Origin of the sequence: Fictibacillus halophilus (assembly GCF_016401385.1) — a bacterium.
Taxonomy (GTDB): Bacteria; Bacillota; Bacilli; order Bacillales; family Fictibacillaceae; genus Fictibacillus; species Fictibacillus halophilus.
On the sequence record NZ_JAEACF010000005.1, the window covers coordinates 40,448 to 61,289 of the forward strand.

34 protein-coding genes and 1 rRNA gene are annotated in these 20,842 nt (G+C 42.0%); 33 read left to right on the top strand and 2 right to left on the bottom strand.

What is annotated here, in order from left to right; translation table 11 throughout:
* The first annotated feature begins 18 nt into the window (after positions 1-18).
* The 30 genes from rpsQ to I5J82_RS19710 all read left to right on the top strand — a co-directional run bounded on the left by rpsQ (position 19) and on the right by I5J82_RS19710 (position 17,787).
* Positions 19-282 (top strand): 30S ribosomal protein S17, encoded by a 264-nt coding sequence (rpsQ, locus tag I5J82_RS19565; RefSeq protein WP_066390676.1) that lies wholly within the window; start codon positions 19-21, stop codon positions 280-282.
* A gap of 45 nt (positions 283-327) precedes the next feature.
* Positions 328-696, top strand: a complete 369-nt coding sequence (rplN, locus tag I5J82_RS19570) for a 50S ribosomal protein L14 (protein ID WP_066237936.1) — start codon at positions 328-330, stop codon at positions 694-696.
* A gap of 57 nt (positions 697-753) precedes the next feature.
* A complete protein-coding gene (rplX, locus tag I5J82_RS19575) occupies positions 754-1,065 on the top strand; it encodes a 50S ribosomal protein L24 (RefSeq protein ID WP_066294477.1) in 312 nt (103 codons plus the stop codon).
* Positions 1,066-1,091: 26 nt separating this feature from the next.
* Positions 1,092-1,631 (top strand): 50S ribosomal protein L5, encoded by a 540-nt coding sequence (gene rplE, locus I5J82_RS19580; protein WP_066390678.1) that lies wholly within the window; start codon positions 1,092-1,094, stop codon positions 1,629-1,631.
* 24 nt (positions 1,632-1,655) lie between these two features.
* Positions 1,656-1,841, top strand: coding sequence for a 30S ribosomal protein S14 (gene rpsN / locus I5J82_RS19585; RefSeq protein WP_066390681.1), 186 nt, complete (start codon positions 1,656-1,658; stop codon positions 1,839-1,841).
* 32 nt (positions 1,842-1,873) lie between these two features.
* Positions 1,874-2,272, top strand: coding sequence for a 30S ribosomal protein S8 (rpsH, locus tag I5J82_RS19590; protein ID WP_066390683.1), 399 nt, complete (start codon positions 1,874-1,876; stop codon positions 2,270-2,272).
* A gap of 24 nt (positions 2,273-2,296) precedes the next feature.
* Complete coding sequence (gene rplF / locus I5J82_RS19595; RefSeq protein ID WP_066390685.1) at positions 2,297-2,836, top strand: 50S ribosomal protein L6; 540 nt, start codon at positions 2,297-2,299, stop codon at positions 2,834-2,836.
* A gap of 31 nt (positions 2,837-2,867) precedes the next feature.
* Positions 2,868-3,230, top strand: coding sequence for a 50S ribosomal protein L18 (rplR, locus tag I5J82_RS19600; protein WP_066237916.1), 363 nt, complete (start codon positions 2,868-2,870; stop codon positions 3,228-3,230).
* A 14-nt stretch (positions 3,231-3,244) separates the two neighbouring features.
* Entirely contained in the window at positions 3,245-3,745 is a 501-nt protein-coding gene (gene rpsE / locus I5J82_RS19605) for a 30S ribosomal protein S5 (protein ID WP_066237913.1), read from the top strand.
* Positions 3,746-3,759: 14 nt separating this feature from the next.
* Complete coding sequence (gene rpmD / locus I5J82_RS19610) at positions 3,760-3,948, top strand: 50S ribosomal protein L30 (RefSeq protein ID WP_066237910.1); 189 nt, start codon at positions 3,760-3,762, stop codon at positions 3,946-3,948.
* A 31-nt stretch (positions 3,949-3,979) separates the two neighbouring features.
* Positions 3,980-4,420 (top strand): 50S ribosomal protein L15, encoded by a 441-nt coding sequence (gene rplO / locus I5J82_RS19615; protein ID WP_066390689.1) that lies wholly within the window; start codon positions 3,980-3,982, stop codon positions 4,418-4,420.
* Positions 4,420-5,721 carry a preprotein translocase subunit SecY gene (gene secY, locus I5J82_RS19620; RefSeq protein WP_066390690.1) on the top strand — a complete coding sequence of 434 codons (1,302 nt, stop codon included), beginning with the start codon at positions 4,420-4,422 and terminating at the stop codon, positions 5,719-5,721. Before rplO ends, secY begins: the two co-directional genes overlap by 1 nt.
* A gap of 69 nt (positions 5,722-5,790) precedes the next feature.
* The gene (locus I5J82_RS19625) at positions 5,791-6,444 is read left to right on the top strand and encodes an adenylate kinase (protein WP_198769418.1); all 654 of its coding nucleotides are present in this window, start codon (positions 5,791-5,793) and stop codon (positions 6,442-6,444) included.
* Positions 6,441-7,187, top strand: a complete 747-nt coding sequence (gene map, locus I5J82_RS19630; RefSeq protein ID WP_197134178.1) for a type I methionyl aminopeptidase — start codon at positions 6,441-6,443, stop codon at positions 7,185-7,187. The genes I5J82_RS19625 and map overlap by 4 nt, the downstream gene beginning before the upstream one ends.
* Positions 7,188-7,201: 14 nt before the next feature.
* Complete coding sequence (locus I5J82_RS19635; protein ID WP_066390694.1) at positions 7,202-7,525, top strand: KOW domain-containing RNA-binding protein; 324 nt, start codon at positions 7,202-7,204, stop codon at positions 7,523-7,525.
* Positions 7,518-7,736: a translation initiation factor IF-1 gene (gene infA / locus I5J82_RS19640; RefSeq protein WP_066237890.1), complete on the top strand. Its 219-nt coding sequence runs from the start codon at positions 7,518-7,520 to the stop codon at positions 7,734-7,736. The genes I5J82_RS19635 and infA overlap by 8 nt, the downstream gene beginning before the upstream one ends.
* A gap of 35 nt (positions 7,737-7,771) precedes the next feature.
* Positions 7,772-7,885, top strand: coding sequence for a 50S ribosomal protein L36 (rpmJ, locus tag I5J82_RS19645; protein WP_007203526.1), 114 nt, complete (start codon positions 7,772-7,774; stop codon positions 7,883-7,885).
* 21 nt (positions 7,886-7,906) lie between these two features.
* On the top strand, positions 7,907-8,272 hold the full coding sequence (gene rpsM, locus I5J82_RS19650) for a 30S ribosomal protein S13 (protein ID WP_066390695.1): 366 nt from the start codon (positions 7,907-7,909) through the stop codon (positions 8,270-8,272).
* 20 nt (positions 8,273-8,292) lie between these two features.
* Positions 8,293-8,688 (top strand): 30S ribosomal protein S11, encoded by a 396-nt coding sequence (rpsK, locus tag I5J82_RS19655; protein WP_066237883.1) that lies wholly within the window; start codon positions 8,293-8,295, stop codon positions 8,686-8,688.
* Between the two features lie 143 nt (positions 8,689-8,831).
* Positions 8,832-9,776: a DNA-directed RNA polymerase subunit alpha gene (locus I5J82_RS19660; RefSeq protein ID WP_066390697.1), complete on the top strand. Its 945-nt coding sequence runs from the start codon at positions 8,832-8,834 to the stop codon at positions 9,774-9,776.
* A gap of 58 nt (positions 9,777-9,834) precedes the next feature.
* Positions 9,835-10,197, top strand: coding sequence for a 50S ribosomal protein L17 (gene rplQ, locus I5J82_RS19665; protein ID WP_066237878.1), 363 nt, complete (start codon positions 9,835-9,837; stop codon positions 10,195-10,197).
* Between the two features lie 503 nt (positions 10,198-10,700).
* A complete protein-coding gene (locus tag I5J82_RS19670; RefSeq protein ID WP_198769419.1) occupies positions 10,701-11,531 on the top strand; it encodes an energy-coupling factor ABC transporter ATP-binding protein in 831 nt (276 codons plus the stop codon).
* Positions 11,516-12,382: an energy-coupling factor ABC transporter ATP-binding protein gene (locus I5J82_RS19675; protein WP_198769420.1), complete on the top strand. Its 867-nt coding sequence runs from the start codon at positions 11,516-11,518 to the stop codon at positions 12,380-12,382. Before I5J82_RS19670 ends, I5J82_RS19675 begins: the two co-directional genes overlap by 16 nt.
* A gap of 1 nt (position 12,383) precedes the next feature.
* Positions 12,384-13,181 carry an energy-coupling factor transporter transmembrane component T family protein gene (locus tag I5J82_RS19680; RefSeq protein ID WP_198769421.1) on the top strand — a complete coding sequence of 266 codons (798 nt, stop codon included), beginning with the start codon at positions 12,384-12,386 and terminating at the stop codon, positions 13,179-13,181.
* A 13-nt stretch (positions 13,182-13,194) separates the two neighbouring features.
* Positions 13,195-13,947: a tRNA pseudouridine(38-40) synthase TruA gene (truA, locus tag I5J82_RS19685; RefSeq protein WP_198769422.1), complete on the top strand. Its 753-nt coding sequence runs from the start codon at positions 13,195-13,197 to the stop codon at positions 13,945-13,947.
* Between the two features lie 151 nt (positions 13,948-14,098).
* Entirely contained in the window at positions 14,099-14,536 is a 438-nt protein-coding gene (rplM, locus tag I5J82_RS19690; protein ID WP_066237860.1) for a 50S ribosomal protein L13, read from the top strand.
* A 16-nt stretch (positions 14,537-14,552) separates the two neighbouring features.
* Positions 14,553-14,945: a 30S ribosomal protein S9 gene (gene rpsI / locus I5J82_RS19695; protein WP_066237857.1), complete on the top strand. Its 393-nt coding sequence runs from the start codon at positions 14,553-14,555 to the stop codon at positions 14,943-14,945.
* A gap of 333 nt (positions 14,946-15,278) precedes the next feature.
* Positions 15,279-15,719: a DUF2521 family protein gene (locus tag I5J82_RS19700; protein ID WP_066390704.1), complete on the top strand. Its 441-nt coding sequence runs from the start codon at positions 15,279-15,281 to the stop codon at positions 15,717-15,719.
* A 65-nt stretch (positions 15,720-15,784) separates the two neighbouring features.
* Positions 15,785-16,510, top strand: a complete 726-nt coding sequence (gene cwlD, locus I5J82_RS19705) for an N-acetylmuramoyl-L-alanine amidase CwlD (protein ID WP_198769423.1) — start codon at positions 15,785-15,787, stop codon at positions 16,508-16,510.
* 227 nt (positions 16,511-16,737) lie between these two features.
* Positions 16,738-17,787, top strand: a complete 1,050-nt coding sequence (locus I5J82_RS19710) for an Mrp/NBP35 family ATP-binding protein (protein WP_198769424.1) — start codon at positions 16,738-16,740, stop codon at positions 17,785-17,787.
* 32 nt (positions 17,788-17,819) lie between these two features.
* Here the strand turns inward: I5J82_RS19710 and gerD are convergent, their stop codons facing one another.
* Positions 17,820-18,443, bottom strand: a complete 624-nt coding sequence (gerD, locus tag I5J82_RS19715; RefSeq protein WP_233096700.1) for a spore germination lipoprotein GerD — start codon at positions 18,441-18,443, stop codon at positions 17,820-17,822.
* A 148-nt stretch (positions 18,444-18,591) separates the two neighbouring features.
* Between gerD and I5J82_RS19720 the strand changes: the two genes are divergently transcribed.
* Positions 18,592-19,212, top strand: a complete 621-nt coding sequence (locus I5J82_RS19720) for a KinB-signaling pathway activation protein (RefSeq protein ID WP_198769425.1) — start codon at positions 18,592-18,594, stop codon at positions 19,210-19,212.
* A gap of 23 nt (positions 19,213-19,235) precedes the next feature.
* Here I5J82_RS19720 and pdaB read toward each other — a convergent pair whose 3' ends face one another.
* On the bottom strand, positions 19,236-19,997 hold the full coding sequence (gene pdaB, locus I5J82_RS19725; RefSeq protein WP_198769426.1) for a polysaccharide deacetylase family sporulation protein PdaB: 762 nt from the start codon (positions 19,995-19,997) through the stop codon (positions 19,236-19,238).
* A gap of 150 nt (positions 19,998-20,147) precedes the next feature.
* On the opposite strand from pdaB, the gene I5J82_RS19730 reads away from it, so the two are divergent.
* Complete coding sequence (locus tag I5J82_RS19730; protein WP_233096701.1) at positions 20,148-20,372, top strand: hypothetical protein; 225 nt, start codon at positions 20,148-20,150, stop codon at positions 20,370-20,372.
* A gap of 269 nt (positions 20,373-20,641) precedes the next feature.
* Positions 20,642-20,842, top strand: a 16S ribosomal RNA gene (locus tag I5J82_RS19735); the annotation flags it as partial.

The following is a 20,842-nucleotide window of genomic DNA, read 5'->3' on the forward strand; positions in this document are numbered from 1 at the left end:
TGAGAGGAGGTTCGCACAATGAGTGAACGTAACCAGCGCAAGGTGTACACTGGTCGTGTTGTTTCTGACAAGATGGACAAAACGATTACAGTGCTTGTAGAAACTTACAAGACTCACACTTTATATAACAAGCGCGTTAAATACTCTAAAAAGTTAAAAGCGCATGATGAAAACAACACTGCTAAAATTGGCGATATCGTAAAGGTTATGGAAACGCGTCCGCTTTCTAAAGACAAGCGATTCCGTCTAGTTGAAGTAGTACAAGAAGCAGTAATTATTTAATAAATTGTTCGGATTATACTCATATCCGAAAGGAGGTCCATTCGCATGATTCAACAAGAATCCCGTTTAAGAGTAGCTGATAACTCCGGTGCGAAAGAGTTACTTTGCATTAAAGTTCTTGGTGGTTCTGGTCGTAAGTACGCTAACGTTGGTGACATTATCGTTTGTTCGGTTAAGTCCGCAACACCAGGTGGCGTTGTTAAGAAAGGTGACGTTGTTAAAGCGGTAGTGGTACGTTCTAAGCGTGGTATGCGCCGTAACGACGGATCTTACATCCGCTTTGATGAGAACGCGGCTGTAATCGTTAAGGATGATAAAGGTCCTCGAGGAACTCGTATCTTCGGACCAGTAGCACGTGAACTTCGTGACAAGCAATTTATGAAAATCGTATCTCTTGCTCCAGAAGTTCTTTAATATATTTACTAGCAAGGCGTTTATTGTCTTGTAAGGAGGTGCAACATCACAATGCCATTGCATGTGAAAAAAGGCGATAAAGTACAAGTTATTTCCGGCAAGGATAAAGGTAAACAAGGTGTTATCCTTGAAGCTTATCCGAAGCTAAACAGAGTGCTTGTTGAAGGCGTGAACGTTGTTAAGAAACACGCAAAACCTTCTCAAGCTAATCCACAAGGTGGAATCCTTAGCCAAGAAGCACCAATTCATGCTTCTAACGTAATGCCTCTTGACCCTAAAACTGGTGCTCCTACTCGTGTAGGCTACAATGTAGTTGATGGGAAAAAAGTTCGTGTGGCCAAAAAATCTGGTGAAACCCTAGATAAATAAGTCTCAGAGTGAAAGGAGGACACATAATGAACCGTCTACAAGAGCGATATAAAGCAGAGATCTTACCATCTCTAATGGAAAAGTTTAATTACACTTCAGTAATGCAAGCACCAAAGATCGAAAAAATCGTTATCAACATGGGTGTTGGTGAAGCAGTATCCAACTCTAAAGTGTTAGATACAGCAGTAGAGGAACTTACAGCAATCGCTGGTCAAAAGCCTGTGATCACGCGTGCTAAGAAATCTATCGCTGGATTCAAACTTCGTGAAGGTATGCCGATCGGATCAAAAGTTACACTTCGCGGAGAGCGCATGTATGACTTCCTTGATAAGTTAATCAGCGTTTCCCTTCCACGTGTACGTGACTTCCGCGGGGTTTCCAAGAAGTCTTTCGACGGCCGCGGTAACTACACGCTTGGAGTTAAAGAGCAATTGATCTTCCCAGAGATCGACTATGATAAAGTAAACAAAGTTCGCGGAATGGACATCGTTATCGTAACGACTGCGAACACTGACGAAGAAGCACGTGAGCTTCTTACACAAGTCGGAATGCCATTCCAAAAATAACCTTTAGCCAAAGGAGGTTTACCCGTGGCAAAGAAATCCATGATTGCTAAGCAACAACGCAAGCAAAAGTTCGGAGTGCAAGAATATACGCGCTGTGAACGTTGCGGGCGTCCTCATTCAGTAATCCGCAAGTTCAAACTGTGCCGTATTTGTTTCAGAGAACTTGCTTACAAAGGTCAAATTCCTGGCGTTAAAAAAGCCAGCTGGTAATACCCTGAAAAAAGGGAAGGAGGTAACTAGTAATGGTTATGACAGATCCAATTGCAGATATGCTTACTCGTATCCGCAACGCAAACACTGTTCGTCACGATAAATTGGAGCTTCCTGCTTCTAATATGAAAAAAGAAATCGCAGAAATCCTAAAGCGTGAAGGTTTTGTTCGCGATGTGGAATATGTAGAGGATAGCAAACAAGGAATGATTCGTATCTTCCTTAAGTACGGTTCTAACAATGAGCGTGTAATCTCAGGTCTTAAGCGTATCTCTAAGCCTGGTCTACGTGTTTATGCAAAATCAACTGATCTTCCACGTGTACTTGGAGGACTTGGTATTGCGATCGTATCTACTTCTAAAGGCATTATGACTGATAAAGAAGCTCGCCAATCACAAATGGGTGGCGAAGTACTAGCGTACGTTTGGTAATAAATAGCGAATGGAGGTGTCAACATGTCTCGCGTAGGTAACAAACCGATTGAAGTTCCAGGTGGCGTTACGATCGATGTTGCAACTGACAACACGGTTTCTGTAAAAGGCCCTAAAGGTGAACTTTCTCGCAAATTCAATGCTGACATTAAGATTAATGTTCAAGATAACGAAATTACTGTGGAACGCCCGAGCGACCACAAAGAGCACCGTGCATTGCATGGTACAACTCGTAGCGTACTAAACAACATGGTTATCGGTGTAACTAACGGTTATGAAAGAGCTCTAGAAATTATCGGGGTTGGATATCGTGCTTCCAAAGCTGGTAACAAGCTTGTACTTAACGTAGGTTACTCTCATCCTGTTGAAATCGTTCCTGAGCAAGGAATCGACATCGAAGTACCTTCTAACACGAAGGTAATCGTTAAGGGTATTGACAAGCAACGTGTTGGTGAAGTTGCTGCAAACATCCGTTCAGTTCGTTCACCTGAGCCTTACAAAGGTAAAGGTATTCGTTACGAAGGTGAATTCGTTCGCCGTAAAGAAGGTAAGACTGGTAAATAAAGCCGTTAGGTAGCGGAAAGGAGTGCAAAGGATGATCACGAAAGCAGATAAGAATGTCGCTCGTAAGAAAAGACATGCTCGTGTTCGCCGCGTTGTAAGCGGAACAGCACAACGTCCTCGTTTGAACGTATTCCGTTCTACAAAGCACATCTATGCTCAATTGATCGATGATCAAGCAGGTGTAACAATTGTATCTGCATCTTCCCTTGATAAAGGTGTAAGTGTAGAAAACGGTGGAAACGTAGATGCTGCTAAAGCGATTGGTCAAGAAATCGCTAAGCGCGCAGTTGAAAAAGGAATCAAATCGGTAGTATTTGACCGAGGCGGATATTTATATCACGGACGTATTAAAGCATTAGCAGACGCAGCTCGTGAAGCTGGGTTAGAATTTTAATCGAAGGAGGGAACCTGATGCGTATCGACCCTAACAAACTTGAACTTGAAGAACGCGTCGTTACCGTTAACCGTGTAGCTAAGGTAGTAAAAGGTGGACGTCGTTTCCGCTTTGCTGCAGTAGTTGTAGTTGGTGACAAAAACGGTCACGTTGGATTCGGTACTGGTAAAGCCCAAGAGGTACCAGAAGCGATCCGTAAGGCGATTGAAGATGCTAAGAAGAACTTAGTAACTGTACCGATCGTAAAAACAACAATTCCTCACCAAGTAATTGGACGCTTTGGAGCAGGTAACGTACTTCTTAAGCCTGCATCTGAAGGTACTGGGGTAATTGCTGGTGGACCTGTACGTGCAGTATTGGAACTTGCTGGTGTAGGTGACATCCTTTCTAAGTCACTTGGATCTAACAACCCAATCAACATGGTTCGTGCAACTATCGAAGGTTTGAAAAATTTAAAGCGTGCTGAAGACGTTGCGAAACTTCGCGGTAAATCAGTACAAGAGCTTTTAGGTTAAGGAGGGAACTTTAGATGGCTAAGAAATTAGAAATCACCCTCACTCGTAGTGTTATCGGCCGTCCTGAAAACCAACGTATCGTTGTTAAGACACTTGGTTTGCGCAAAATGCACCAGACGGTTGTACACGAAGATAACGCGGCTATCCGCGGTATGGTTAACAAGGTGTCTCACCTTTTAACAGTGAAAGAATTAGAAGCTTAATAAGATAAATAAATCATGAGGAGGTGCTCAGATGAAACTTCATGAGTTGAAGCCATCAGAAGGATCCCGTAAAGTTCGCAACCGTGTAGGTCGCGGTATCGGATCAGGCAATGGTAAAACAAGTGGTCGTGGTCATAAAGGTCAAAACTCTCGTTCAGGCGGTGGTGTTAGACCTGGATTCGAAGGTGGACAAAATCCACTAGCACGTCGTTTACCGAAACGCGGATTCACAAACCCTACTCGTAAAGAGTATGCAGTTGTAAATCTTGAGAAGCTAGTTCGTTTTGAAGAGGGCACAGTAGTTACTCCGGAACTTCTTATCGAAACAGGAGTAGTTAGCAGTCTTAAAAACGGAATTAAAGTTCTAGGAAATGGCAAGTTAGAAGCTAAGCTTACAGTTAAGGCGCACAAATTCTCTGTTTCTGCTAAAGAAGCAATTGAAGCAGCGGGCGGAACTACTGAGGTGATCTAATGTTCCAGACAATCTCCAACATTATGCGTGTGGGTGATCTGAGAAACAAGATATTGTTTACACTTGCTATGCTGGTAGTGTTCCGTCTAGGAACATTTATCCCAGTACCAGGCGTAAATCGCGATGTACTGAAATTCAGTACAGGCGACAGTGCTAACATTTTTGGTTTTTTGAATACGTTTGGCGGTGGAGCTTTACAGAACTTCTCCATTTTCGCTATGGGTATCATGCCGTATATTACAGCATCGATCATCGTGCAGCTTCTGCAGATGGACGTTGTTCCTAAATTTACGGAGTGGAGTAAGCAAGGTGAAGTTGGGCGTAAGAAGTTAGCTCAATTCACTCGTTATGGAACTATTGTTCTTGGTTTTATCCAGGCAATCGGTATGTCTATCGGTTTTAACAATCTTTTCCCAGGACTTATTCAAAACCCTAGTATGTCTACGTATCTTTTTATCGCGTTAGTTTTAACTGCAGGTACTGCATTCTTAATGTGGTTAGGTGAGCAGATTACCCTTAAGGGGATTGGAAACGGAATTTCAGTTCTGATTTTTGCGGGGATTGCCGCAGCTATTCCTACAGCAGTTAACCAGCTTTTCACAACGCAATTTGAAGGTGGTAACGATCAGTTATTCATGCATATTGTAACGATTGTACTGCTTGCTCTTGCGATTGTACTCATTATTATGGGTGTTATCTTTATTCAACAAGGTGTTCGGAAAATCCCGATTCAGTATGCAAAGCGAGTCGTTGGAACAAAGCCTGTTGGCGGCCAGTCAACTCATCTTCCGATTAAAGTAAACGCAGCAGGTGTTATCCCGGTTATCTTCGCGATTTCCTTGATCATCACGCCAAGAACTGTTGCTGGCTTCTTCGGACAGAATGATGTAACGACTTGGATTATCAACACGTTTGACTACACGAAACCAGTCGGAATGATTATATATGCGCTCCTTATTATTGGATTCTCGTATTTCTATACGTTCATCCAAGTTAATCCGGAGCAAATGGCGGAAAACTTAAAGAAGCAGGGTGGATACATTCCTGGCATTCGTCCAGGAGCTAACACTCAAACTTATATAACAAGAATTCTGTATCGATTAACATTTGTTGGATCTCTATTCCTGGCTGCAATTGCAGTCCTGCCAGTTGTCTTTACAGCAATTCCAGGTTTGAACCTTCCGCCAGCCATTCAAATTGGTGGAACAAGCTTGCTGATTGTTGTAGGTGTGGCACTAGACACCATGAAGCAAATTGAGAGTCAGCTGATCAAGCGACACTACAAAGGCTTCATAAAATAAGAGCACGGGAAGATTCATCTTCCCATCATGCTCTTAAAAAAAGACGATTGTGATTTATGGAGGGATTAGATGTATCTAGTCTTAATGGGATTACCCGGAGCAGGTAAGGGTACTCAAGCAGAAAGAATTGTTGAGAAATACGGAATACCTCATATCTCTACTGGAGATATGTTCCGAGCAGCAATTAAAGAGGAGACTCCTCTTGGACTTGAGGCAAAATCGTATATGGATGCGGGTAACCTCGTTCCTGACGAAGTTACAATCGGTATCGTACGTGACCGACTTTCTAAAAAGGACTGCGAAAAAGGATATTTACTAGATGGATTCCCTCGGACAGTTGCCCAAGCGGAAGCACTGGAAGAAATCACAACTGAGCTAGGAAGAACAATTGATTATGTGTTAAACATTTCAGTAGATTCTGATCAGCTTATGCAGCGATTAACAGGTCGTCGGATTTGCCAAACATGCGGAAGCACGTATCATGTAATATTCAACCCGCCAAAGGTTGAAGGAGTATGTGATAAAGACGGCGGTACGCTTATCCAACGTCAAGATGATAATGAAGAGACCGTTCGAAACCGTTTAAATGTAAACATGAAGCAGGCTAAACCACTGCTTGATTTTTATGGTGAAAAAGGTTACCTGAAAAACATGAATGGTGATCAGGATATCGACAAAGTCTTTCAAGACATTGACCAACTTATTGGGGGATTGGCGAAATGATAATCTGCAAAACACCGCGAGAGATTGAAATCATGCGGGAGGCAGGTCGCATTGTTGCCTTAACTCATCAAGAGTTAAAAAAACACATTAAGCCTGGCATAACTACTAAGGAACTGGATAAAATTGCTGATACGTTTATCCGCAGCCAAGGTGCAATTCCTTCATTTAAAAACTATAATGGTTTTAGTGGAAGCATCTGTGCTTCTGTAAATGAAGAACTTGTGCACGGAATTCCAGGTAAACGCGTACTCAACCATGGCGACATTATCTCTATAGATATTGGGGCGAAGTACAAAGGATACCACGGTGACTCCGCTTGGACGTATGGAGTTGGCGAGATTTCAGATGAAGCTCAAAAACTTCTGGATGTAACCGAAGAGTCTTTATATAAAGGACTTGAAAAAGCAAAAGCCGGTGCCCGGTTAACTGACATTTCTCATGAGATACAAAAGTATGCTGAGGGTGAAGGGTTTTCTGTTGTTCGCGAATATGTCGGACACGGAATAGGCCAGGACTTACATGAGGACCCGCAAATTCCTCATTATGGACCGCCTGGTAAAGGGCCGGTGCTAAAAAAGGGCATGGTTCTAGCAATAGAGCCTATGATTAATGCGGGAACTCGCTATGTTCGAACATTATCCGATAACTGGACGGTTGTCACAACGGATGGCAAATGGTGTGCTCACTTTGAACACACGGTTGTCATTACGGAAGAAGGCTTTGAAATCTTAACAAAGATCTAAGTGAAGGTGATGAGATGGTAAGCGAATCTGATTCGGTACCGAACATAGGTCAACTGGTTCGGATACTAAAAGGAAGAGACGCAGATCGGTTAGGTGTGATTGTCGGTATTCTCGATGGGCGTTTCGTCCTCGTAGCAGATGGTGACAAGAGAAAGTTTGATCGAGCCAAGCGCAAGAACCTAAACCACTTAGAACTGCTGGATTTTACTTCTCCGGAAGTTGTTAAAAGCATTCTTGAAACAGGTCGTGTAACCAATGGCAAATTGCGTTATGCAGTAGCGAAGTTTTCCGACGAGAAAGTCATTGCTCTGAAGAAGGGAGATCAAGTCGATGGCTAAAGATGATGTTATTGAGGTCGAAGGTACAGTAATTGAACCTCTTCCGAACGCCATGTTTCGTGTTGAACTAGAAAACGGACACAAAGTTCTAGCGCACGTTTCTGGAAAGATTCGTATGCACTACATTCGAATTCTTCCAGGGGATAAAGTAACCGTAGAATTGTCTCCGTATGACTTATCACGTGGTCGTATAACGTATCGTTTTAAATAATCAATGTACTCCGTGACATAAGGAGGTTATAAACAATGAAGGTAAGACCATCAGTCAAGCCAATATGTGAAAAATGTAAAGTGATTCGCCGCAGAGGCACTGTAATGGTGATCTGTGAAAATCCGAAACATAAACAAAAACAAGGTTAATATACAGGAGGTGCAAAAATTATGGCACGTGTTGCAGGTGTAGATATTCCTCGTGATAAGCGAGTAGTAATCTCTTTAACATACATCTTCGGTATCGGTAAAACAAAAGCACAGCAAATTCTTGCTGGAGCTGGAGTTTCTGAAGATACACGCGTTCGTGATCTTACTGAAGATGAATTAAATAAAATCCGCGAAGTCATCGATGGACACAAAGTGGAAGGTGACCTTCGTCGTGAAGTATCACTAAACATCAAGCGTCTAATCGAGATCGGAGCATATCGTGGTGTTCGTCATCGTCGTGGATTACCAGTACGTGGTCAAAACACGAAGAACAACTCCCGTACTCGTAAAGGACCTCGTCGTACAGTAGCGAATAAGAAAAAGTAAGTAAAGGAGGTAAACTCTAAATGGCAAAAGCACGTAAGACTAATACACGTAAACGTCGTGTCAAAAAGAATGTTGAAGTCGGCGTAGCACATATCCGTTCTACATTCAACAACACGATCATTACGATCACTGACACGCACGGGAACGCAATCTCTTGGGCGACTGCTGGTCACCTAGGATTTAAAGGTTCTCGTAAGTCTACTCCGTTCGCAGCACAAATGGCAGCTGAAACAGCTGGTAAAACTGCAATGGAACATGGTATGAAAACGTTGGAAGTATCCGTTAAAGGACCTGGTGCTGGACGTGAAGCAGCAATCCGTGCCCTTCAAGCGGTAGGCTTAGAAGTAACAGCTATTCGTGACGTTACTCCTGTACCTCACAACGGTTGCCGCCCGCCAAAACGCCGTCGCGTGTAACAATATACACGGTATATATTTCTATAACTTGTCTATAATGGTTATAGTGAAAGTTTTGGTAAATGATAAGTCGGAATGCCTATGGGGAATTTCGGCTGGAAATCTCCAGCCGAGATTCGACGTTTGAAGGAGGGTTCAGTTGAATGATCGAAATCGAAAAGCCAAGAATTGAGACGGTTGAAATCAGCGACGATGCCACATACGGAAAGTTTGTTGTTGAACCACTTGAACGTGGATACGGGACTACACTAGGCAACTCCTTGCGTCGTATCTTGTTGTCCTCACTACCTGGTGCAGCAGTTACATCTATTCAGATTAATGGCGTATTGCATGAGTTCTCTACAGTTGAAGGTGTAGTTGAAGATGTTACAACCATCATCTTAAACCTAAAGAAACTTGCAATGAAGATTTACTCTGATGAAGAGAAGACACTTGAAATCGATGTACAAGGTGACGGTGTTGTAACAGCTGGCGACATTACGCATGACAGCGATGTTGAAGTCCTTAACCCGGATCTTCATATCGCAACACTAGCAAAAGGAGCTCATTTCCAAATGAAGCTTCATGCTAAACGTGGTCGTGGTTATGTACAGGCAGAAGGCAATAAACGCGAAGACCTGCCGATCGGAGTAATTCCTGTTGATTCCATTTACACGCCAATTTCTCGTGTAAACTATCAAGTGGAAAACACTCGTGTAGGACAAGTAACAAACTATGATAAGCTAACGCTTGATGTATGGACAGATGGGAGCATTCGTCCAGAGGAAGCAGTTTCTCTTGGTGCGAAGATCATTAGCGAACATTTAAACATTTTTGTTGGCTTAACAGATCAAGCTCAGAACGCTGAGATTATGGTAGAAAAAGAAGAAGACCAAAAAGAAAAAGTACTTGAGATGACGATCGAAGAACTTGATCTTTCTGTTCGTTCTTATAACTGCCTAAAGCGTGCTGGCATTAATACAGTTCAAGAACTTGCGAATAAGTCTGAAGAAGACATGATGAAAGTACGCAACCTTGGAAAGAAATCTCTTGAAGAAGTTCAAGAGAAACTTGAAGAGCTAGGTCTTTCATTACGCGCTGACGATTAATTCGTAATACGCGCTTTTTCAAGACGAGAGAGAAACGCGCAGAGGAGGGAATACAAGCATGGGATACCAAAAGTTAGGTCGTGTATCTGCGGTTCGTAAAGCAATGCTTCGTGATTTAGCTACTGATTTAATCATCAACGAGCGTATTGAAACTACAGAAGCACGTGCAAAAGAAGTTCGTAAATTTGCTGAGAAAATGATTACGCTTGGTAAGCGTGGAGACCTTCATGCTCGCCGTCAAGCTGCATCGTTCCTTCGTAACGAAGTAGCAGACGCTGAGTCTGGACAAAGATCTCTACAAAAGCTTTTCAGTGATCTTGCACCTCGCTATGCAGAGCGTAACGGTGGTTACACTCGCATCGCAAAAATCGGCCCTCGCCGTGGTGATGGTGCACCAATGGTTATCATTGAATTAGTTTAATAAAACGTATGAAAGGGCGGGATCAAGTCTTCAATGACAATCTTGCCCTTTTTTATTTTATCCTGAACATTTAAGTTGTATCAGGAATGTTAGAAATGTGTGAGTGGATTGGGTATTTGTATTGAGGTTGAGGGTATACAGTGTTTGAGTGTTGTCGTGTTGTGTCGACTCGCCGATATATGAGCCTAACTCGCGGGAATATAGCCAAAACTCGCGGGATTAATTATGAAATTTCTAGGATTATTCCGAAAAAATCTCGAATTAATGGCTAAAATACCCCATTTGGTATAAGTGATAACTAGTTATAAGAGCCGAGTCGGAATTTTTTTAAGGAAAAATAGCAGAATTGAATCCACAGAAAGAAATTAGCGGATTTCAAGCCTCCGATGGAAAAGAGGTTTGTTGAGAAAACCTCGCTAAAAGTAACAAAGTAACAATGCTATAAGACTAATATTGAGCAGAGAGCAGCTTAGAATGAGCAGCAGTTAAGAGGAGGATGTCACATGGAAAACATCATTACCGTTAAAGATGTGACCTTTAATTATCCAGGAGAAGAGACACCCACACTTAAAGGTGTAACGCTAGACGTACACAAAGGGGAGTGGCTTTCGATTGTGGGTCATAACGGCTCTGGGAAGTCCACGTTGGCAAAAATGCTTAACGGACTGTTGTTGCCTAGCGAAGGGACTGTTTATGTCTCACAGTACACGACAGGCCTTCCAAATGACATTTGGGAAGTAAGAAGACTTGTAGGGATGGTCTTTCAAAATCCTGATAATCAGTTCGTAGGCACAAGCGTACAAGATGATATTGCGTTTGGGCTTGAAAATTTCGGCGTACCGCGTGAAGAGATGGTTAAGCGTATCAATGAAAGTGTAGCAAGAGTGGGAATGGAAGCTTTCTTAAACCAAGAACCTCATCAGTTATCCGGTGGTCAGAAGCAAAGAGTCGCGATCGCTGGAATATTGGCGCAGAAACCTTCTGTAATCGTTTTGGATGAGGCGACATCGATGCTTGATCCGATCGGTCGGATTGAAGTTATCGAGACCGTGCGCGAACTGAATAAAAAAGAGGGCATCACTGTCATTTCCATCACTCATGATTTAGAGGAAGCGCTAAGTGCAGACAGAGTTGTCGTTATGAAAATGGGAGAGAAGGCAGCTGAGGGCGTACCTGAAGACATTTTTCAACAGCGTGAACTGTTGAAATCGGCCGGTCTGGATTTACCGTTTTCACTAAAGTTAAGTGAGGCTCTTCGCCAACAAGGTGTGGAGCTCGATAAAAGCTATTTAACGCAGGAAGAGCTGGTGAATGCATTATGGAAATTAGCATAAACCGTCTAGAGCATAAATACATGGAGGGAACACCGTTCGAGAGACGGGCGCTACATGATATTAACCTCGATATCCCGGATGGTACATTCCTTGCTTTGATCGGACATACCGGCTCTGGAAAGTCGACGCTTATTCAGCATCTTAATGGACTGTTAAAGCCTTCAGCAGGCTCGATAAAGATGGGCAGTACTGAACTTAAAGCTGGCGGAAAGAAGCAAGATTTAAAATCACTTCGAAAAAAAGCGGGAATCGTCTTTCAATATCCTGAGCATCAGCTTTTTGAAGAAACGGTTGAAAAAGATATCATGTTCGGTCCGCGGAATTTTGGTGTGTCAGAGGAAACAGCGAAACGCACAGCTGCTAAAGTAATTGAGATGGTAGGACTTCCTGAGAGTGTTTTAAGTAAGTCTCCTTTTGATTTAAGCGGTGGCCAGATGCGCCGTGTGGCGATTGCAGGTGTTCTCGCTATGAATCCTGAAGTGCTGATTTTGGACGAGCCTACAGCAGGACTAGATCCAGCGGGGCGTGTTGAAATTATGGAGTTGTTCTATTCACTTCATGAAAGAAACAACCTCACTACGATACTTGTTACTCACAGTATGGAGGATGCGTCGAGGTACGCCGATGAGATCGCTGTGATGCATAAAGGTGAACTATATCTGCATGGTAAACCGACTGACATCTTTAGTGAGCGAGAAGCTCTCCAGAAAGCAGGATTAGATGTGCCAGAGACCGTTCAATTTTTACAAAAGTGGAACGAGAAGTCTGGACTGAATCTTGCATTATCGAAGTTTACAGTGGAAGAGCTGGCTAAACAAGTTAGTCAGAGTCTGAAGAAGAGGGGGAACTAATATGCTGCAGAATGTAATCATCGGGCAGTATTATCCAGCTTCCTCTCCACTTCATCGAATGGATTCACGTTCGAAGCTTATTGCTGCTTTCTTTTATTTGTTTATCGTCTTTTTGGCGAACAACTGGGTGACTTATGGTGTACTGATCGCTTTTACGTTTGTAACGATCCGTTTATCAAAAGTGCCACTACGCTTTTTGTATAAAGGATTAAAGCCGATCCTTTTACTCGTCGTGTTTACGATGCTATTGCATATTTTCTTAACGAAGGAAGGCGATCTGCTTTATAAAGCAGGCTTTCTTGAAATTTACGAAGGCGGAGTGATTCAAGGGATATTCATCGCACTAAGGCTTTTGCTCCTTGTAATGATGACGTCACTTTTGACATTAACGACAACACCGATTGATATTACCGACGGGTTGGAGCATCTATTAGGACCTTTGAAGAAGTGGAAACTCCCTGTACATGAATTCGCGTTAATGATGTCGATCTCACTCCGGTTTATTCCAACGCTCTTACAAGAGACGGAAAAGATCATGAAGGCACAGATGGCACGTGGTGCTGATTTCACGAGCGGACCGATCAAAGAACGAGCAAAGGCTTTTGTACCGCTGTTGGTACCGTTATTTGTTTCTTCGTTTAAGAGGGCTGAAGAACTCGCTCTTGCGATGGAAGCGAGAGGATACCGCGGTGGTGAAGGAAGAACGAGACTTCGTGCTCTAGAGTGGCATCAGCGTGATACGTTTGCACTGCTGTTATTAGCATTGCTGACACTTTCGCTATTCTTATTACGCAATTAAAAGGAGATTGGACATGGCTCGTATGAAAGTAACCGTGGCCTATGATGGTACTGAGTTTGCCGGATACCAAATACAGCCTAGTGGCAGAACGGTGCAAGGAACGATTCAGACCGTCCTGCAAAAGATGCATAAAGGGAAACCTGTAGGGATTTATGCCTCAGGTCGAACAGATGCGGGTGTTCATGCCATCGGTCAAGTGTTTCATTTTAATACACCTATGGACTTAGCTGTAGAAGCTTGGGGTAAGGCATTGAATGCGATGCTTCCAAATGATATTCTAATAAAAGACATTGAGATGGTCAGCGATTCGTTTCACTCTCGTTTCTCTGCAACAGGCAAAGAGTATCACTATAAAATTCTACGAAGTAAGCAACCAGACGTGTTCCAAAGAAATCATATGTTTCATTTTCCCTATCCTTTAAACATAGAGGATATGAAACAAGCTGCATCGTTATTTTTAGGTACACATGACTTTACTTCTTTTTCATCAGCGAAGTCGGAAGTGGAAGACAAAATTCGTACGATCTTTGCTTTTGATGTTGAAGAAGAGGGAAATGTCCTAACGCTGAAGGTAAGAGGCAGTGGATTTTTATATAACATGGTTCGCATTCTTGTTGGTACACTATTAGAAGTGGGACAGGGGAAGCTCAAACCCCATGAGATCTCAGCGATTATAAAAAGCAAGGACCGAGCGCTGGCTGGAAAAACAGCACCGGCAAACGGACTCTATCTCTTTCATGTAGATTACGAAGATAAAACGGAATAATATTTAGGATACGCTTGACATCGTTGTTTATATATTATAAGATATTATTTGGTATTTCTACAGATATCGTCCACATGCCCCGTGTAGATATCTCGGGAAATGTTCACATGAATATAATGAAATTTGATTGAAGATACAGGAGGGAAAACACATGCGTACGACTTTCATGGCGAAAGCTTCTGAAGTAGAACGTAAATGGTTTGTGATCGACGCTGAAGGCAAAACACTTGGACGTCTATCCAGTGAAGTTGCATCTATCCTTCGCGGTAAGCATAAGCCTATTTATACACCACACGTTGACACTGGTGATCATGTAATCATCATCAACGCTGAGAAGATTGAATTAACAGGTAAGAAATTAACAGACAAAATTTACTACCGCCACACTGGTCACCCAGGTGGACTGCGTACGAGAACTGCATTAGAAATGCGTACAACTCGTCCAGTTCAAATGCTTGAGCTAGCAATCAAAGGTATGCTTCCAAAGAACAGCCTTGGTCGCCAAATGTTCAAAAAGCTTCACGTTTACGCTGGAGCTGAGCACAACAACCAAGCACAAAAACCTGAAAACTACGAGTTACGCGGATAAAAAGGAGGGTATTTACGTGGCACAAGTACAATATTATGGCACTGGACGTCGTAAGCACTCCGTAGCGCGTGTACGATTAGTTCCTGGTGAAGGCCGTATCGTAATCAACGGACGTGACATTGACGAATTTTTCGGATTAGAAACTTTAAAGCTTATCGTTAAGCAACCACTTAACACAACTGAAACAACTGACAAGTATGACGTATTAGTTACTGTTCATGGCGGTGGATACACTGGACAAGCAGGAGCTATCCGTCACGGTATCTCTCGTGCGCTTCTAGAAGCAGATCCTGAGTACCGCGGTTCTCTTAAAGCAGCTGGATTCCTTACTCGTGACGCTCGTATGAAAGAGCGTAAGAAGTACGGACTTAAAGGCGCTCGTCGTGCACCTCAGTTCTCAAAACGTTAATTCTTATTACGTTTATCAAAACCCTGTTCTCTTTTCGAGAGCGGGGTTTTTTATATGTGATTTACCTCTGATTTAGGAAGATTGAGTCTAATTCCCAATCATTAAGCCTGATTCGAGAAAATTGAATCTGATTTTAAATAATTAGTCTGATCACAAATAATTAAGTCTAGAAAAGAAAAATTAAGTCTTTCGCAAATCCTGTATATTTACCAACCCCTCACCATTACATCTTCTCGCAGTAAGTTTATTCCCATCTTTTATGAAGTGTCGTGAAGCCATCTCTGGAGAAAATATAGATATGGAAAACACAACTTGATGAAAGGGGAGGTAATAATGGCAATCGTTTTAAACAACTTTAAAGAAAAGCAACGCTTCAAAAAAGAAACGTTCGAGCGGAAAGTACTTCGGGACTTATCCCTTGCTACCATAAAAAAAGAATTTCAGCGTTTGTTTCAACCATTTTTTCAATACTCGCTTCTTTATCAAAATGACATTGAAGATGCATGCATCGACATGGCGATCGATTCTTATCTTTTAGGCGCAGGCTATAGCCGGTTTGCTTATCATGGGGAAACGTTAGAAAAGATCAAAGAAAGGGCATATGCCAAACAAAAGGCAATCGCTGACGGTCTTTTTGAATATTGGCAGTTCTGGTGCTGGGGTACAGAGATGATGATGGAATCCCTTCATCTTTGCTGTGAGGCATTCGTTCATATTTGGTGGATGGAAGGCTATAAAAACGGTGAAAAACGCTACCGCATGAAGCTGCAATAATCAGTTATAAATTTCTTCTTGTCCCATATACATAATGTTATATGGCTTGTATAGGGGGACAAAACATGAAGAAGTGGGTGAAGGGAGCCGCATTTGCACTTGGATGCGCAGTCCTTATCTTTATTTTCACCTATCATTTTTTAGATGATGATTCGTGGCGCTCGTGGAACATGCCGCTCTCTGGAAAGATTATCGTAATTGACCCAGGTCATGGCGGAGCTGACGGTGGTGCGGTTGGTGATGGAGAAGTTCTTGAAAAAGAGATCGCTTTAAACATTTCCGTTTTACTTCGAGATTATTTACAAGAAGCGGGAGCACTGGTCATCATGACACGAGAGACGGACACGGATCTTGCAAACGAAGGCACAAAAAAATTGCGACACCGCAAGTATGAAGATTTAAAAGAACGAAAAAGAATCATTAACGAGAATCATGCGGACTTATTTATTTCCATTCATCTCAATTCTTTGCCTTCATCCAGGTGGAGAGGCGCCCAAGTCTTTTATCATCCTGGTAAAGAAGACGGAGAAGCCGTATCTAAATTCATTCAAGATGAGATCAAACGAAATTTAAACAATACGAACCGATTCGCAAAATCCATAGAAGGTTTATACTTGCTTCGAACTGCAGAAGTACCAGGAGCGTTAGTCGAAGTCGGTTTCTTATCCAATCCATCGGAACGCGAGCTGTTAAAAACAGAATCGTATCAAAAAAGCATAGCCGCATCGATCTACCAAGGGATGCTGCGCTTTTATTCAAATGAAACCCCACCAACATCTCCTCTTGATTGATAAGAGGGGATCTTTTGTTTGGAGTGGACAGTAAAAATACCGAAGTGGACAGTATTTCTTAGGAAGTGGACAGTATTTTCATAAAAGTCGATAGTAAGTGCTCGTATCACCCGTAGCGGGCCTCCTCACTTAAACGAAATTCACACATATAAAAAACCGCTTACATGATTGTCGGTGGGGGTTGTGATATACTGAAAAGGAATTTTACAGGTAAAGGATGTGTCTATGTGCTTACAGAAGAAAAAGTCATCGAGCTGTTAGGTCCTATTCAAGACCCTTATTTACATAAAAGCATGGTCGACTCAGGAAGTATTCGTGAGTTGAAGATAAAAGAAGGATATGTGGGGCTGAAAATTGGCTTAGCACATACGGGAACACCTGAACAAATGCAGCTGCAGCAGCAGATCGTTCAAGTGTTAAAGAACGCTGGCGTAGAATCTGTCGGACTTCGGTTTGAAAAAAGAGACGACATTACGGCAGTTGATCCAAGTGAAGCAGGGACGCAAAGTGCACCAACTACTCTTCTTTCTGAAAACAGCAAGACTCAATTTATTGCAATCGCCAGTGGTAAGGGTGGTGTAGGTAAATCAACGGTTTCTGTAAACTTAGCCGTTGCTCTTGCGAGGCTTGGGAAAAAGGTCGGATTGATCGATGCTGACATTTATGGATTCAGTGTTCCAGATATGATGGGAATTACGGAGCGTCCGAAAGTGAAAGGCGATCGTATCTTTCCGGTTGAACGTTTTGATGTAAAAGTAATCTCAATGGCATTTTTCGTTGAAGATAACGCACCTGTTATCTGGCGCGGACCGATGCTCGGGAAGATGCTCATGAATTTCTTTAGCGAAGTGGAGTGGGGAGATCTAGACTATGTTCTCCTAGACTTACCGCCTGGTACAGGTGACGTGGCACTGGATGTTCACAAGATGCTTCCGAAATGTAAAGAAGTGATCGTAACGACACCTCATGCTACAGCAGCTTTCGTAGCAGCACGTGCGGGAACGATGGCGATCAAGACAAACCATGAAGTACTTGGTATCGTAGAGAACATGTCGTACTTCCAAAGCGGATCTACAGGTGAAAAGGAATATGTATTCGGCAAAGACGGCGGAAAACGTTTAGCAGAAGAATTAAATGTACCGTTGCTTGGACAAATACCGCTTGGTCAGCCCGAAATAAAAGAAGATGACTTTGCGCCGAGTGTGTATGAACAAACACATCCGATTGGTGAACACTATATTCAGATGGCAAAGAAAATTATTGATAAGACAAACTAAAGAAAAAAAGCCTTCCGATTGTCGGGAGGCTTTTATTGTGGGCTCGTGGATTCTTCTTGTTCTTGTTCGCTGCCGGATGAAGCTTCTTTTTCTTTTTTAGAGATGGACTGATCAATCTCTTCGTGAGCCACTTTTTTCAGCATTTCTTGAATCTGAGCTTGTACGATTGGACTTTCAAACGTTTCAAGCATTACTTTTTTCATTTCTTTTCTAACAGGCTGTGTATCAACGAGTGATAATAATTTTTCTGCCATTTGCGGATTCTGCATAATTTTCATAACTTCTGCTTGATATTGTGGATCTTTGATAAGGTCTTTCATCAACTTCTCGTGTTCTTTTCGCATACTTTTTGCAAAAGCTACTGAGAACTTCGGATCTTTAAAAAGGGTCTGCCAAAACTTTTGGCCCTTTTCAGAAAGAAGCTGCTTTTCAATCGTCTGTTTGATGACTTCTTGATCAATGAGTATATCTTGTTGAATTTCTTTATCTGATAGCACTTCTTTAATTGCTTTTTTTCCTTCATCTGTCTTCAAGAGGTCGACAAGCATCTTTTTTGTTGCTTCATAATCGACCTGGGAACTGCCTTGGGCTTCTTGAGCACAGCCCGAAAGAGCAGCAAGAGAGATACAAAAGAGGAAAATGTATATTTTTTTCAATGTAATTCCTCCTCCTTTCAAGTTGAGCTCGATACTTATAGGATTGATTTTTAACACGTATTTATACTGGTTATTTAAAGGAAAACTGGCAATTTAAAAAAGACATTGGTACAATCGTTACGGAGCATGTTAGAGGGGGAAAACAGGCGTGAAAATTAGAAGTTGGATCTTTTTATTCTTTACCACATTGTTAATTGGGATTGTCAGTGCAATCACAGTTGGTCTTATATTAAAGTTTCCTGAAGACAGCAGCGCTTTAGAAGTACTTCTATATATTTTTGGATTGATCGGTTTTGGCGCGTTGTTCAGTGTATTTAGTCAGATGGGCTTTTTTGCTTATTTAACCGTTCACCGCTTTGGCCTTGGTATCTTCAAAAGTCATCGCCTTTGGAATGGTGTTCAACTTGTATTGATTGCGGTCGTACTATTCGATCTGTTCTATTTACGATATACATCTTTTCACAAAGAAGGCGACAGCCTAGTTAACTACATTCTAATACCGCTTGCGATTTTAGCGTACGGTTTGATCATTGCATATGTAAAAGTAAAACAAACAACGAGTGTAGCATTCATCCCAACGTTATTTTTCATCACAGTAGTAACCATTTTAGAGTGGGTGCCAGTGTTGAAAGAAAACAATACCCTTTCGCTTTGGATGGGTTTTGTTCCGATAATGCTTTGTAATACGTATCAAATTTTAATGTTGCATCGTCTGTTGCAGTCAAATCAAACTAAATCATCTAAACAAACAAAGCCCACTGCCTTATAAGGCAGGGGCTTTTCTTTCATTCATCAGTTAACCTCTTTACTATTTGCCTCGGTATTCGCGATCATTTCACTTACACTTACAAATTTGAAACCATCGTCGCGCAGTTTATCGATAATCGTAGGAAGTGCTTTGTGCGTTTGCTTTACGGAATCAGATGCATGAAGCAAGATGATGTCTCCCGCTTTCGTCTCATTAGTCGCAGTCGTAACAATTCGATCTACTCCAGGGTTTTTCCAATCTTTCGTGTCGATGCTCCAATGAACTACCGTATGATTGAGATCTTCAGAAATGTTCAATACACGCTCATCAAAATTACCATTAGGTGGACGAATGAGAGAAGTCATCTTTCCAGATACCTTTTTAATCTTCTCCTGAGCTAAGAGGATATCCCTTTTGATCTGTTTATCTTCCCAATCCGTATAGCTTTTGTATTGATATCCAAGACTGGCTACTTCATGACCATCCTTCACAATTCGTTCAACGATCTCAGGATGACGTTCAGCCCAAGCGGCTGATAAGAAAAAAGTGCAATTCTTAACGCCCTTATCTTTTAAGATGTCCAAGATTGGTGTAACTCGCTTGTCGCCCCAGCTGATATCAAACGTAAGAGATACTTTATTTCCTTGGTCTTCTCCCTTATAAATCGCTCGGGGTCCATCTTCAGATGAAAAAACAGATAGTTGCTGTTGCCCTACAAATGCAAGTGAAGCAGCAAAGAACGCTGCAAATACAACAACCATGTATTGTTTCACTTTCTTGCCGTTAACAACAAAGAAAAATTTCATAAAACCGTCTACCCCCTGTCCATCTTCCTTACAAAATATCTATGATGAAAGGGACAAGATATACCGAAAATTTAGACAATCCAATAAAATAATAACTCCTGCTTTTCATGGCCATAATGGTAAAAGAAAAAATAAGCGGGGTGTCGTCCATTGTCTTTGGTAGGAATGCTATTGAATCATCAAGAACTTCATGAATTTGAGTATGTATTGAAAAAAGAGATGGAAGAACTAAGGTTTGATCTTGAAGATCATAAGATAGATGCTATTGTGAAATCTGTATTAGAAGATAGGTATCAGATCATTTATCGTTTATTCTGCAGGTTCGCAAAGCCATCCGACTGCAGAAGGTACTTAAGGCGAAAACAAAGAAATTAACTTTTTTTCAAATAACTATTGACCATATTATCAAGAAGGTGGTATATTACTTCTTGTCGCTTTTACAGCGGCTGAAACAAACGAAACAAACAAATTAAGAATCACTTAAAAAAAGCTGTTGACATCAACTAGCCAACGGTGGTATCTTATAAAAGTCGCCAAAATGAGCGACACACCAAACACACAGTTCTTTGAAAACTGAACAAAAGAAATAGGTAAGGAATTAAGAATTAATTCCGTCAGTTTTAAAATCGTGCAAGACAAACACTTTTATGGAGAGTTTGATCCTGGCTCAGGATGAACGCTGGCGGCGTGCCTAATACATGCAAGTCGAGCGAATGATGAGGAGCTTGCTCCTCTGATTTAGCGGCGGACGGGTGAGTAACACGTGGGTAATCTGCCTGTAAGACGGGGATAACTCCGGGAAACCGGGGCTAATACCGGATAATAAGAGAAGAAGCATTTCTTCT